Source organism: Dolichospermum flos-aquae CCAP 1403/13F (assembly GCF_012516395.1).
Lineage (GTDB): Bacteria > Cyanobacteriota > Cyanobacteriia > Cyanobacteriales > Nostocaceae > Dolichospermum > Dolichospermum lemmermannii.
The window spans coordinates 2,975,310-2,988,585 of record NZ_CP051206.1 but is presented as its reverse complement, the minus strand read 5'-3'; the positions used below and the strand labels follow the sequence as shown (position 1 = coordinate 2,988,585).

The window sequence follows — 13,276 nt, the reverse complement described above, 5'->3', positions numbered from 1 at the left end:
GGGGTAAAAAATATTTGATACATCAACCATAACTTTTCAAACACCCTCTTAGCAAAATTTACAACTCCATGCCATTGATAGGAGTTGAGGGGTCTTATCTTTGCTTTCTTTCTGCCCACGCTCAAATTATCACTTTTTTTCTGCCAATATTAAAGTAGAATCTGCACTTCGTCCAAATTCTTCTGGTGCATATTGAAGATGAACTTCCGCACCAGGCCAAATAAATGTTCCTGGAGTCACAGAACGAACTAAATAATGTAAACTATAAACTCCCGGTTCGAGATGATTTGCATAGGAAATAATTCGATCTTTATGGATTGTTCTATATCCTAATTGCCAATTATCGGCTTTTGCTTGTAATGCTGGTGTTGCTGTTTGAAAACTATCATCTACAGCTTCAAATCCTGCGGGTAAGGGATCTTTTATGACTACATGATCTACAGGATGATCTGTAATTATTTCTAACCCAATATCAAAGATTTGTCCAGGTTGTAAAGTTAAAGGTTTATCAAAAGCATACATTCCAGTTTTTTGAATAACTTTCTCTTGATTGACTTTACTAATTTCTCGCGTTACTCGTAAACCGTTAAATCTTCCTGGTTGATTTCCTTGTAACCGATATTTGTAAGCAACTAAATAATGTAATCTGCCTCTTCCAGATTTTTGTAACCATAAATCACGATTACCTTGGGGTAATTTATTCATGGGAACATTTATTTGCAAGTTGGGATTTTGATAGCCATTAAAACGGGTTTCTCCTAATTTCTGATTTGCTAATTTTACCGTAGTCATAAAATTAGGTGGTGTGGGTTGAAATTGACTATATGCAACTAAAGCTGTGAATGCCTGGGCGTTATTATAACTAGATTCCCATGTGCCATTTCTGCGTAAATTAAGAAGACTTTGCAGTAATTTATCAATGATTTCTGGGTTGGTTTTTTGGTCAATAAATAACCGTAAAGCTTGGGCTTGGGTGACAGTATTTGAACTCATCCAACTCCAACTTTGAGGTAAGTTTACAACTGCGGTACGTCCAGTTTCATAAATATTCTTTTGGAATTGCACACGCATAATTTGCGCTTGATTTTGCCATTCAGGAAATTGATATAGATATCTGGCTAATTTGATTTGAGTAACTAGATCAAAATCATCACGTTGTTGATAAATATCTGACAGAAAACTATTGCGTTTATCTCCTAATTGTGCTAAGGCAATTAAGGAATTTAGTTGAAGTTGAGATTTACAAAGTTTCTGTTTACAAAAGTCATATTGTCCAGGATTTGCGAGAACATTTTGCAGATAAGTTTTCAGAGTAGAGATGATTTTACTATCAACCAAATCAGGAAAAATTTGATTAGCTTTAACTAAAGATTCTGTTGCATAACTAGAAACCCAAGGATCTGATTTTTGTTGTCCTGGAAATGCTGCAAAACCACCATCTGCTATTTGCAATTTTTGTAATTGTGCAATTGCTAATTTTGCTTGTGCTTGAGGATTAAATTCTGCAAAGGTTTGATTATATTTTTGGGTGAGGGTTTGCAGATTTGCCGCAATTAATAATTGACTTGCGGCTGGTTCTGCAAATGGTAAATTATTATTTTCTAAAACTTGTTTTGCAGGTGCTGTAATTTCTGGAATTAAGGTACTGGCTAATTGAATATCTAAACCCCCGGCTTCGCGGAAGGTATTTTTATTAATATTCAGGGGAATTTTTAGCTGTTTTTCACTAACACCAGTTTCTACAACTTGTTCAGTAATTTCTAAAGGTTTAATTTCCAAAGGGACAGTAAAAGCATCAGCAATATTATTTAATTGGGTGGTAAATGTGAGTTTACCTTGTCCCACATTACCCGCTATCATGGGGAAGCGATAAGCTTGGGTTGCTGACTCGGCTTTTGGTTGTAATGTGGTGGTTTTGGGATTATTTTCTGCGAAGTTGAGAGAACCGCTAAGTTCACCTTTAATATTGAGGTTTCCGGTGTTTGTGGTGGTATTGGTGACGGATAAACCTGCCAAAATGCGATCGCCTGTGCGGGCAAATTGTGGCAGAATAGCATTAGTTATTAATGGCTTTGTGGTGATAAATGTTGCGTCACCATTGCCAAACCGCAAATTTCCATCTGTAGCCACTACCATTATCCGCCAAGTTGTTAAATTATCGGGTAATTTAAAGGTGATTTTCGCTTTACCATTTTCATCACTAATTACCGAACCATTGTAATAAGCTAAAGCTTGAAAATCTTCACGAATCCGAGTATTTGCTAAAGCATTAGAGAAGCCACCACCATAACCCCAACCCTTGGGTAAACTTGCCGGTAATGGGGCTAATTTAACATGACGACGATTATCACTAAATCGGGTAGAAATTGGTTGTTCTGCATAGACAGTATCTACCAAATTTGGCGGACGATAACCAGTTAATTGTAATATGGCTTCATTCACCACCATGACAGTAAATTGTCCTTTGGTGGGTTTTCCTTGATCATCTTTTAATTCCAGTTCTACATTTGCTTCTTTTCCTGGTTCTAAAGATTTTTCAACTGGGTTAATTTGTACCTTTAAATATTTATCTACTAGGTTAACTTTAAAATCTGCAAAACCAATTCGGGCTAAATTTTCTAAACTTCCCAGTTCTATTTGATTAAGTGGTTTACCTTGTCTAACTAACACCGCTTGTACTGCTGCATTAGGTAACATTTCTGGCGTAATTGGAAACTGAATTTGGGGCGCACCTCCTTTAATTTTGATTACTTGTTGATAGAGAGATTTATCTTTAATTACCGCAAAATATAATTCTCCTTCTGGGTAAGGAGATTGAATTAAAGCTGTAGCAGTTTCTCCAATTTTAAACTCCTTTTTGTTTAATTTAACTTCTAATTTGTCTTTTTCCTCTCCACCCCAAAATACTTGATTTTCTCCTGTTACCCAAATTTGTAAATCTGTGGCTGTAATTTCATCTTTATTATCACTAAAATTAGCACGAATTCGATATGAACCTGATACCGTAGGCTTTAAATTGACTGTTTGGGGAGTATTCCCAGATGTAATATCTGTTTTCCCAACTGTCTGATATTCAACTTGATTTTGTGGAGTTTTACTACCTTCAACGATTTTGGTAACGCTGCTATATTTCATCTGTTGTAATTCCAGATGTATCCTTTGATTTTCTAGAGGTTTTCCCGTTGGGTCAGTGACAATAAATTCTATAGGAAAATCTTTGCCAGCGTCAGCGACAAAATTCGTTTTTAAACCAATGATTCGGTTACTGGGTAAAGCAGTAAAAGTTTGGGAATTAGCAACCGATAAATTAGAAACATCACTAATTTGCACGTCTACCCGGTAAGTCATGGGGTAGGGTAAATCTTTAGCTACAGTTAAAGTTTGATTACTTTTCCCATTAGCATCTAATTTAGTGTTAGTTTGTAAAACATCATTAGGAACATTGGGACTTTCTTCCGGCCAAAACCATTGTCTCCCAAAACTAAATTCTTCCCAACCTTTAGGGATAAAATTAGCCTGTTGACGAGTGACAAAATATTTAGCTTCTCCTCCTTCCACTGGGGAACCAAATAAATAATTACTTCCTACTTGCACATCAATTTTGTCATCAATTACTGCATATTTTTTATTTAGCTGTAAATCAACTTTAAAATTTGGTGGTTTAAATTCTGCTACTCGAAACTCTCCATAAATTTCTTGTCCCTTGTTACCTTTTGCTTTAATAGTATAAAATCCTAAAGGCTGATTTTTGGGAATCGGTAACTCTAAAGAAAATGTACTAAATTCATTAGTTGTTTTTGTGCCTAAATCTGTATTTTTCCCAGTAGTATTGACTAAAGTTAATTGATAAACTGCATTTTTATCTTCCTGAATTTTTCCATTTTCTAAATAATTTGCAAAAGCAGTAAAAGCCGCTTTTTCTCCGGGTTGATATAACTTTCTATCAGAAAAAATTATGCCTCGTGATTCTGGTTTATCAGCTTCCCAACTAGCATCAATTCCATAACCATAAGCACCACTATATTCTTCATTTCTAGTAAATGCCCAATCTTGATTTTCACTAGCAATTACTAATAATTGTGGTAAACTAGATTTTAATTTGGGATAACATTGGATTAATTGATTATTTTCAATGATTAAAATTCCCTTTTCATCAGTTTTCCCAGTTGCACATGGTACAGGTTGAGGACGAGATTTATCAGCTAATTTTGATTGATAAACTTGAATATTTGCCGCTTTAACTGGTGAACCATTACTAAGATAATGAACCCGAATTAAACCGGATTCTGGAAACCATTGAGAAAAAATACCTAAATTGGTTAATTGTACCATTCCATAAGTTGTCGGTTCTCTCCACAATTGTTTACCGTCTTCTTGATATTTATGAGTTCGTGCTTGCACTCCATAAGCTAACATTCCCTGAGTAGTTCCTAATTTTTCTTTGAGGGGAACATTGATAGTTAAGGATTGATTTTGCTTACCATTAATTCTGAAATCTTGCCATTTAGCAGGTTCGGGTAATAAATCATTAGCAGTATTTGTATAAACTAAATCTGTTGGCTTAACAATACGATAAGCTGTTTGATATTTTGATTCTGGTAAATTAATAGTATCAATATTAATTTGTAGATCTTTATCTGTGGGGAAAATATTTAAATCTGAGGGTACAGAAATATTCCCAGCTATATCACCAGTATCATATTTAATTGTGAGTGGTTTACCTAAAGTTTGTCCAAATTTATCTTTGAGATTTTTCTCAATATTAATTGTATAAGTAGTAGCTGGTTCTAAAGCATAAGGATTAATGCTGACAATTCTATCTTCTCCAGAAATTTGCAATACACCATCAATATTTTTTGGTGTTGGCTTAATTTTAATATTTTCCTTAACGGAATCTGCTAATAAAAGATTATTAAATTCTAACTGGGGACTACCTTTAATAAATCTGCCATAAGTTCCACCTGAATCTGGTTCTCCATAGGGTTTAATTCCCACAAATCCCAAAGGTGAATAAGTCGCTAATTTACTGACAAATTCTTTTTGACTTGGTAAATTACCATTAGCAGGAAGAATACCAGGAGAAAAAGTTAAACGGTAAGGTGTGGCTTTTTCCAGATTTTGCTGAGGAATCAGATTATAAATCCAATTTTTAGTTGCAGGATCAAATTTTTCTAAAGGATCTAAATTTTCTGGTGTTTCTTCCTTCGCTAATTCCACCTTAAAACCCACACCTTGAGTTTTACCTTTAGGAATTAACTGTAAATGCTTTTGGACAGAATCTAGATCCAATTCTAAATTAGAGGTAAATTGCAACTTTGGTTGTAAATCAATTGGTTCAACTTCCGCTTTTTCCATGGGGTTAACCCCTGGTAAATTAGTAATTTGAATAGATTCAGTATTAAAAGTCCAAGCCAAATCTTGATTTAAGAGATGATTTTTTAAATCAGCTAAACCAGCTTTGAGAGTAACCTTAACTCGCGTCGCTTTCGGTATAGCTTTATCAGCTTGAAAACCCACCATACGCGGAGTTAAAAAGCGAAACTGTCCCGGTAAAGGAGGCCAAATGGCAAATTTAGTTAATAAATTTTGTTGTTGGGGACTATCAAGACTTTCAATAGGAATTACAGCTTCTTTAAAACGGATACGAATTTGCCCCAGAGGTTTTGCATCTCCCACAGGACTGATTTGTTCTATCCAATCTGGTAACTTTGGTGTTATTAAAGACTCAACCATTGGCAATTGTTCCTTACCTGATTGAATACCAATAAAATTACAACCCGTCATTCCGCATACGAGAATAAGAATAACCAGGAACTTAAATATTTTTATGATCTTCATATTAAATAAAATGTAAACATCGCATTCCTCTCTTCCTCTGTGTTCTCTGTGCCTCTGTGGTTAGATAAAAAATTCTGTACACAAATCAAAAAGGATTGATATATAGATAACTAATCTAGTGTGAAAATTCCCAATAAACCATACAATTCTTAACATTGTGATGAATTTACTAACTCATGTCCTCAAAACTCTTACTCTTCGCGCCTCTGCGACTCTGCGTGAAATAAAATCATATAAATTGAAACTAAAGCGCAACTACAAATTAAATAAAATTATTTTCTCCTGCATATTGATATGTTTTCTAGTCCGATTATGCCCCTATTTTGCACCTATTCATAGTGTAGATATTGCCCAGCATCAATTAGCAATAGAGTTTACAGATCGGAATAATTTACCATTAGGAACTGTATTAACCAGTGATCAAGAAAATACATCAGTTGTGAAATTAAATCAAGTTTCACCTCAATTTATCAAAGCAATTTTGGCGGCTGAAGACGGTAGTTTTTATCAACATGGGGTGTTAGATTTAAAAGCGATTTTGCGGGCAATTAAAATAGGAGTAGAAAATAAAAAAATTGTTTCTGGTGCTTCCACAATTACCATGCAATTGGCGAGAATGTTGGATAATTCACCGCGAACAATGACTGCAAAATTAAAAGAGGTTTGGTTATCCTGGCGATTAGCTGCGGGAATGACTAAAGATGAAATTTTAGCTGCTTATATTAATCGTCTACCTATGGGAGGAAATATTTATGGGGTGGAAGCTGCGGCGCGAATTTACTTTGCTATTCCTGCAAGTGATTTAAACTTAGCACAAGCTTCTATTTTAGCAGCAATTCCTAATAATCCCACTTATTTTAATCCTTATCAACATCAAAAAAGATTACAGCAACGACAGAAATATGTGTTAAACAGAATGGTACAGGAAAAATATATTTCTGATGCAGAATTAGAACTTATATATCAAGAGAAAATAATATTTAACCCCCGTCAACAGGGAATTATTGCTGCACCACATTTCTTATTTTGGTTAGCAACAAAAAACAATACACATAATACAGAATCATCACCTATTCGCACGACAATAAATCGCCTTTTACAGCAATTTGTGGAAGCACAAGTACAACAAGTAATTTCTTCTTTAAAGGCGAATAATGTCCATGATGCAGCAGCGGTGATAATTGACAACTCCTCTGGGGAGATTTTAAGTTATGTCGGTTCGCCTGATTATTTTAATGATGTGAAATTAGGGCGAAATGATGGAGTCCAAGCTTTGCGCCAACCAGGTTCTACTTTAAAGCCATTTGTGTATGAATTAGCTTTAGAAAAAGGCGTAATTAGTCCTCATACTATTTTGGCAGATGTTCCTACTCATTATGCAATTCCGGGAGCAAAATTATATAGTCCGACAGATTATACTAACAGCTTTCTTGGTCCTGTCAGAGTCAGAGTTGCTTTGGCGAATTCTTTAAATGTACCTGCGGTAAAGGTATTAGAAAAGGTGGGTGTAGAAACTTTTTTAAATCGGCTGCATGAATTGGGTTTTGTACATCTAAATCAAGATGCTGAATATTATGGTTTAGGGTTGACTTTAGGTAGTGGTGAGGTGAATTTATGGGAACTGGCTAGTGCCTATTTAACTATGGCTAATATGGGGAAAATCACACCATTGGTAACTACATTAAATAGTTCTCCAATTGCCAATTCTCAATCTTTAGTTTCCCATAATTGGCAATTAATTATTGATATGTTAAGCGATCGCTATGCCCGATCCACAGCTTTTGGTGTAGACTCAGTGTTAAATTTGCCCTTTCCCGTCGCTGTTAAAACTGGCACTTCCTCCAATTATCGTGATACCTGGACAGTTGGCTTTAGTAGTGATTATACCGTGGCTACCTGGGTGGGTAATTTTAACGGTGAACCCATGCGTCAGGTTTCCGGTGTCACAGGGGCTGCACCTTTGTGGAATAGAATCATGTTGCATTTGCATGAACATCAAACCCCTGCTGATTTTCCACCTCCAGCAAACATGATAAAATTACCCATCTGTGCCAATACAGGGTTAAAACCTACACCTAGCTGTACTTCCGTAGTTCAGGAATATTTCTCTTTAAAAGATAAAATGGCTTATGAAAAATCTACGGATTTCCATTTATCATCTGTGTATGATCAATGGTTAGGAAAACAGCCACAATTGCATTTTAAGCCTGATAATTTCCGAATTATCTCTCCTCATAATGGAGATTTATTTCTGCTGTATCCTGCTGGAGACGGACAGCAAAAAATAGAATTTAAAGCTAGTGGAACATTAAATCAGTCTGTAGACTGGTGGCTAAATGATCAACATTTATCTACACAATCAAGTAATGGGATATTTTGGCATTTACGCCCTGGTAATTGGCAGCTAGAAGCTAGAATCGGCAAGCTACACGACCAAATAAACTTCCAAGTAAAGGTAGGAAATATCCAACCTAAAAAACAAGGTTTTTCCGTAGCAAATCCCACTAAATTATAGATTTCTATAGATTGACAAAGTTTTAATAATCAGCTCAATCTTTTATCCGGAAGTTGATAAATCAAAGTTGATAATGTAAATGTGGTTAAAAGTTTTTAGGAAGTGAAAATAGTCATGAAAAATACACAAGAACGCAAGTCTACTAAAAAGAAACAGTCTTTTTCTCCTGTTGATATTGGGACTCCTAAAGTACCAGTTCGGAAAACTAAAGCTAAAAATCAACAGTCTGAATCACTCAGCGACTGGGAACACGCGAGTTAATTTATGAACTGCTTTTCTTTCCCTGCATCTGTCTAAACTATGATTTGTAGTGATTTTGGTGATCATGATGATTTAATATGGTAATCATTGAATCAAAGTAATTATAGTTTAGACAATAATCAAGTAAGGTAGGGTAAGTTAGGGTCAAAAAAAGATGATCAATGAAAAGTATAAATACTCGGAACTGACATCCAAAATCATTGGATGTTCTATGACTGTGCATAAAACATTGGGTAATGGTTTTCAAGAAGTAATTTATCAAAGGGCATTGGTAATTGAAATGCAATTAGCGGGTATTTCTTTTGCAAGAGAATTTGAAATGCCGATTTTTTATAAAAAACAACAAATAGGAACACGACGAGTAGATTTTTTGGTCGAAGGTGTTATTTCAGTTGAAATAAAAGCAGTAACTAAATTAGAAGACGTTCATTTTGCACAAGCAATTAACTACTTAGAAGCATATAATCTTGAGATTGGGTTACTAATCAATTTCGGTGAAACCAGTTTGAACTTTAAAAGACTTACTAATAAGAAATATAAAACGTCTGAACTATGATTCTTATGATTCTTGTGATTCTTGTGATTTTTATGATTTTTATGATTTGGATGATTTAGAGTCACACCTGTAAAAATTACATTCAATTGCATCATACAACTTCATCACATAAATCAAAAAAATCATAAAACGTCTGAACTATGATTCTTATGATTTGGATGATTCTTATGATTTAGATGATTCTTATGATTTAGATGATTCTTGTGATTTTTATGATTTGGATGATTTAGAGTCACACCTGTAAAAATTACATTCAATTGCATCATACAACTTCATCACATAAATCAAAAAAATCAAAAAAATCATAGTTTAGACTATGTTACAATTTTGAAATTGGTAGAAAATCAGGGTTATAAAAATGCAGAGTGGCGACCAAAATCTGATTATTTTGATGATTTATATACTTGTTGTCTATTGGACAATCAATCGCATGATTGCATCTATAGACGATATAGTAAAAGTTGATTTCCAAAAAGGTGCTGTTGATGATCAATTAAAAGCACAAAATCTCCAAGACACCGTGGGTATTTCCTTCAAGACAGGTACTTATGGACTAGATAAAGTGGAAACGGATCTAAAAGAATTATCAATGAGTGTTGAAAATAAATCAGATAGTATTGCCATATATGTTGACTGGGATAATAGTTCTTTCGTGGTTGAACATAGCAAGCAGTCGCGGCGGGTAATTCGCAAATCTCCTGATTTAACCCGCGATTTAGCTATATTCCAAGTTCCGACAATTATCGCTCCTAAAAAGACAATTTCTGAAAATGTCACCGCAGAAGATGTTTTTCAAAGAGATAAAGAATCAGGAGTCTATAAACCGGCCTCACCTTTAATTAATGTAGCGGGAGTTAAAGGGAATAAAAAGTTATATAAAGACTTTTTAGATGGCAAAAAAAATTTAGAATTTTCCTTACAACTTGTATTGCGAATTTCAGAAATCAGAGCCGGTATTGCACCGGGAATAAATGTTCCTCCAGTGTCAATTATTAATTGTCCTTTTACTATTAAAAAAATCCCTTGGACCTACGCTTTACCTTGGAATAAAAAGTAATCTATCTGAGTCTTGCGATTTTCATGTAATTAAAAGTAAACTAGAGGAAGGCAGAGAGTAGGCGTAGGCAGTTGCAGATCAGTCATGAAGACTGGTTTGAGGAAAGTCCGGGCTCCCGAAAGACCAGACTTGCTGGATAACGTCCAGTGCGAGTGATCGTGAGGATAGTGCCACAGAAAGATACCGCCAATCAATTTATTGGTTGGTAAGGGTGCAAAGGTGCGGTAAGAGCGCACCAGCAGCGTCGAGAGGCGTTGGCTCGGTAAACCCCGGTTGGGAGCAAGGCCACAAGGAACTACGGTTGGTCTTTTACCAGTTCCGTTGAAAAAGAGCCGCTAGAGGTGTTTGGTAACAAGCATCCCAGATAGATAACTGCCCTCGCAAGAGAACAGAACCCGGCTTACTACCGACTCTCTTCTCAAACGAATTATGGATGTTTTATTTTCCATAGTTCGTTTTTTCAATTACTACAGAAAATGAGAGAGACTGAAACATTTTAGCTGATGAAATTTTGAATAGAGCTAGTTTCAAACATTTGACATAATATATAGTTATGTTTATTAATATGGACAATAAAATGAACACAAGTAATATAAAATCTTTTTCAGTATATGGTCTTTTTGGAACAGATGATATACACATTCCTTTTGATGAGAATATAAAAATACTAGTTGGTGAAAATGGAATTGGCAAAACTCAAGTCTTAAATCTTTTTTATTATACTTTAACAAGAAATTTTTTTAGACTTGATGAATTCAGTTTTGATGAATTGATTTTAGAATTTAATGGCAGAAATCCTATTAAAATAGATAAAGCTAGTGTAAATGAATTGACTAAAGGAATTTATGATAATCCAATAGTTAAGGACTTTATTAATGAGGTTGGTTATTCTCAATTTGAGATGTTAAGAAATCGATTTATACAAATCAAAGGTAATAGAAGAAAATTAGAAATGGAATTTGAATATAATCCCAAGTTCAGAAAATATCCTATAACTCATCTATTTCGAGTTTTTGAGCAAGCCGAAATGAATAAGGAAAATTTATCAAACCAATTTTTTAGAACCTGTAAAGAGGAAATTGAATCCGGTATTAAAGGTAGTGAGATTATGTATTTTCCAACATACAGACGTGTTGAAGAAGATTTATATAATTTAGGTTACAATGATGAGATTTTGAAGCAAGAAAATACACTTATCCAGTTTGGAATGGATGATGTTAAAAAACGTTTTACTCAAATTGAAAGTAAAATTGATAAACTCTTAAAAGAAGGATTTTCTAAAATCACTTCGGAAATTTTAAGTCAATTAGTAAAAGGATTTGCTCACACAGATAATAATTTTTTAAGCAACATTAATGAAAATGATATTGAAATTATTTTAGCAAGAGTTGGTAAAGAATTATCTGAAAATGATAAAAATGAAATTAGAAATAGTGTTAAAAATCAATCATTTGACAATCCATCACTAACTTATATTTTAAAAAAATTAGTAGAAATATATGATAAACAGAAAGAATTAGATGATTTGGTGAAGAAATTTAAAGACGTTTGTAATAAATATTTAATCAATAAAAACGTATTTTATGATGAAAGTGCCATCAAAATATTTATCAAATCAGAAAAAACTGATTCTGAAATTGACTTGAGTAAACTTTCTTCTGGAGAAAAGCAAATTATTTCTATATTTTCCAAAATATACCTTTCTGAAAGTGACAAAAGATTTATTATACTTTTTGATGAACCGGAATTATCATTATCAATGATCTGGCAACAACAATTACTTCCAGATATTATCAATTCAGGAAAATGCGAATTACTTTTAGCAGTAACTCACTCTCCATTTATTTTTGATAATGAACTGGATAAATATGCTATTGGATTAGATCAATATATTCAACCTTCAGAAACGATTATAGCCTAATGTCATACTTAGATAAACTCAAACAGAGTCGGAATAAATCCCAGGTTGCCTATCAAGAATTTGCCCTGCATACAAGACAAAATAAAGATGGTTTATTTTGCTTTTTTGAAGGTAAGGATAATGCTTACTATGTTCCACGAATTAAGCATTTTACAGATAACTATCACCCAATCATGTGCGGTGGACGAGATAAAGTATTAGACGTTTACCGACTTATTACTATTCATAGAGAATATGATAAATACAAAAAAGCATTTTTCATTGATAGAGATTTTAATGAACCTTTACAACCTCATAATCCACCAATATTTGAAACACCTTGTTATTCAATTGAAAATTTTTATGTTTCAGTAAATGTTTTTAAAGAAATACTCAAAAACGAATTTCATTTATCAGAGGTTAGTGATCCAGATTTTCAAGTTTGTGTGACTCTTTTTAAAGATAGACAAGAAGAGTTTCATCAAGCCACAATTTTGTTTAATGCTTGGTATGCTTGTTTGATAGAAATTAGAAATACAACAGAAAAAGAAACAGGTGTAAATTTAGAGGATAAATTTCCAAAGGATTTTATTGATTTAACTTTACAGTCAGTTTCAGCAAAATATGACTTAGAAAAAATAAAACAGACTTTCCCAAAAGCGTTGGAAGTTTCAGAAAATATTTTAAATATCAAGATTGCTGAATTTACTAATTCTAAGCATTGTAAAGTTTTTAGAGGAAAATATGAAATGTGGTTTTTGCTAGTCTTTTTAAGATTAATTTTAATAGACTCCAATAAAAGTCAATTATTCATCAAAGAAAAATTAAGTTTCACTTTTAATAATGACTATACCAGTCCAAATCCTATCCTTAGTAATGAACAAGCACTTACAGCATTTAATGGCTATGCTGAAACCCCTGAAAGTTTGAATGCTTATTTAATGCAAGTGATAAAATAGGAATAAATGTCAGTCTATCTCTTCTTTTATGTTTTTATTGTATGGTATCCTATGCTAATTCTACATTCCGCAGCTAGTTGAAGTTATGAAAATGCTAACACAGTAAGTTTTTAAACAAAAAACAGACTTGTATTTATACTTTATAATTTAATGCTAAGTTAATAGTTATTAGCCCTTTTTTCCACACTTA

7 protein-coding genes and 1 other RNA gene are annotated in these 13,276 nt (G+C 33.6%); 7 read left to right on the top strand and 1 reads right to left on the bottom strand.

Features of this window, described 5'->3' with window-relative positions:
• Positions 1-129 precede the first annotated feature (129 nt).
• Positions 130-5,838 carry an alpha-2-macroglobulin family protein gene (locus HGD76_RS14450; protein WP_168696203.1) on the bottom strand — a complete coding sequence of 1,903 codons (5,709 nt, stop codon included), beginning with the start codon at positions 5,836-5,838 and terminating at the stop codon, positions 130-132.
• Positions 5,839-5,998: 160 nt separating this feature from the next.
• Between HGD76_RS14450 and pbpC the strand changes: the two genes are divergently transcribed.
• The 7 genes from pbpC to HGD76_RS14415 all read left to right on the top strand — a co-directional run bounded on the left by pbpC (position 5,999) and on the right by HGD76_RS14415 (position 13,086).
• Positions 5,999-8,353, top strand: coding sequence for a penicillin-binding protein 1C (gene pbpC, locus HGD76_RS14445; protein WP_168697450.1), 2,355 nt, complete (start codon positions 5,999-6,001; stop codon positions 8,351-8,353).
• 114 nt (positions 8,354-8,467) lie between these two features.
• Positions 8,468-8,614: a hypothetical protein gene (locus HGD76_RS14440; RefSeq protein WP_015083478.1), complete on the top strand. Its 147-nt coding sequence runs from the start codon at positions 8,468-8,470 to the stop codon at positions 8,612-8,614.
• Between the two features lie 154 nt (positions 8,615-8,768).
• Positions 8,769-9,170, top strand: a complete 402-nt coding sequence (locus HGD76_RS14435) for a GxxExxY protein (RefSeq protein ID WP_015083477.1) — start codon at positions 8,769-8,771, stop codon at positions 9,168-9,170.
• A gap of 358 nt (positions 9,171-9,528) precedes the next feature.
• On the top strand, positions 9,529-10,227 hold the full coding sequence (locus tag HGD76_RS14430) for a hypothetical protein (protein WP_148761166.1): 699 nt from the start codon (positions 9,529-9,531) through the stop codon (positions 10,225-10,227).
• Between the two features lie 53 nt (positions 10,228-10,280).
• Positions 10,281-10,646, top strand: an RNA gene (rnpB, locus tag HGD76_RS14425) — RNase P RNA component class A.
• 158 nt (positions 10,647-10,804) lie between these two features.
• Positions 10,805-12,148 carry an AAA family ATPase gene (locus tag HGD76_RS14420; RefSeq protein ID WP_233466884.1) on the top strand — a complete coding sequence of 448 codons (1,344 nt, stop codon included), beginning with the start codon at positions 10,805-10,807 and terminating at the stop codon, positions 12,146-12,148.
• Positions 12,148-13,086 carry a DUF4435 domain-containing protein gene (locus HGD76_RS14415; RefSeq protein WP_168696201.1) on the top strand — a complete coding sequence of 313 codons (939 nt, stop codon included), beginning with the start codon at positions 12,148-12,150 and terminating at the stop codon, positions 13,084-13,086. The genes HGD76_RS14420 and HGD76_RS14415 overlap by 1 nt, the downstream gene beginning before the upstream one ends.
• The last annotated feature ends 190 nt before the right edge of the window (positions 13,087-13,276 follow it).

Coding starts and splice junctions, on each gene's coding strand:
- HGD76_RS14450 (WP_168696203.1), bottom strand. CDS start 5,838: ATGAAGATCATAAAAATATTTAAGTTCCTGGTTATTCTTATTCTCGTA.
- pbpC (WP_168697450.1), top strand. CDS start 5,999: ATGAATTTACTAACTCATGTCCTCAAAACTCTTACTCTTCGCGCCTCT.
- HGD76_RS14440 (WP_015083478.1), top strand. CDS start 8,468: ATGAAAAATACACAAGAACGCAAGTCTACTAAAAAGAAACAGTCTTTT.
- HGD76_RS14435 (WP_015083477.1), top strand. CDS start 8,769: ATGATCAATGAAAAGTATAAATACTCGGAACTGACATCCAAAATCATT.
- HGD76_RS14430 (WP_148761166.1), top strand. CDS start 9,529: ATGCAGAGTGGCGACCAAAATCTGATTATTTTGATGATTTATATACTT.
- HGD76_RS14420 (WP_233466884.1), top strand. CDS start 10,805: ATGAACACAAGTAATATAAAATCTTTTTCAGTATATGGTCTTTTTGGA.
- HGD76_RS14415 (WP_168696201.1), top strand. CDS start 12,148: ATGTCATACTTAGATAAACTCAAACAGAGTCGGAATAAATCCCAGGTT.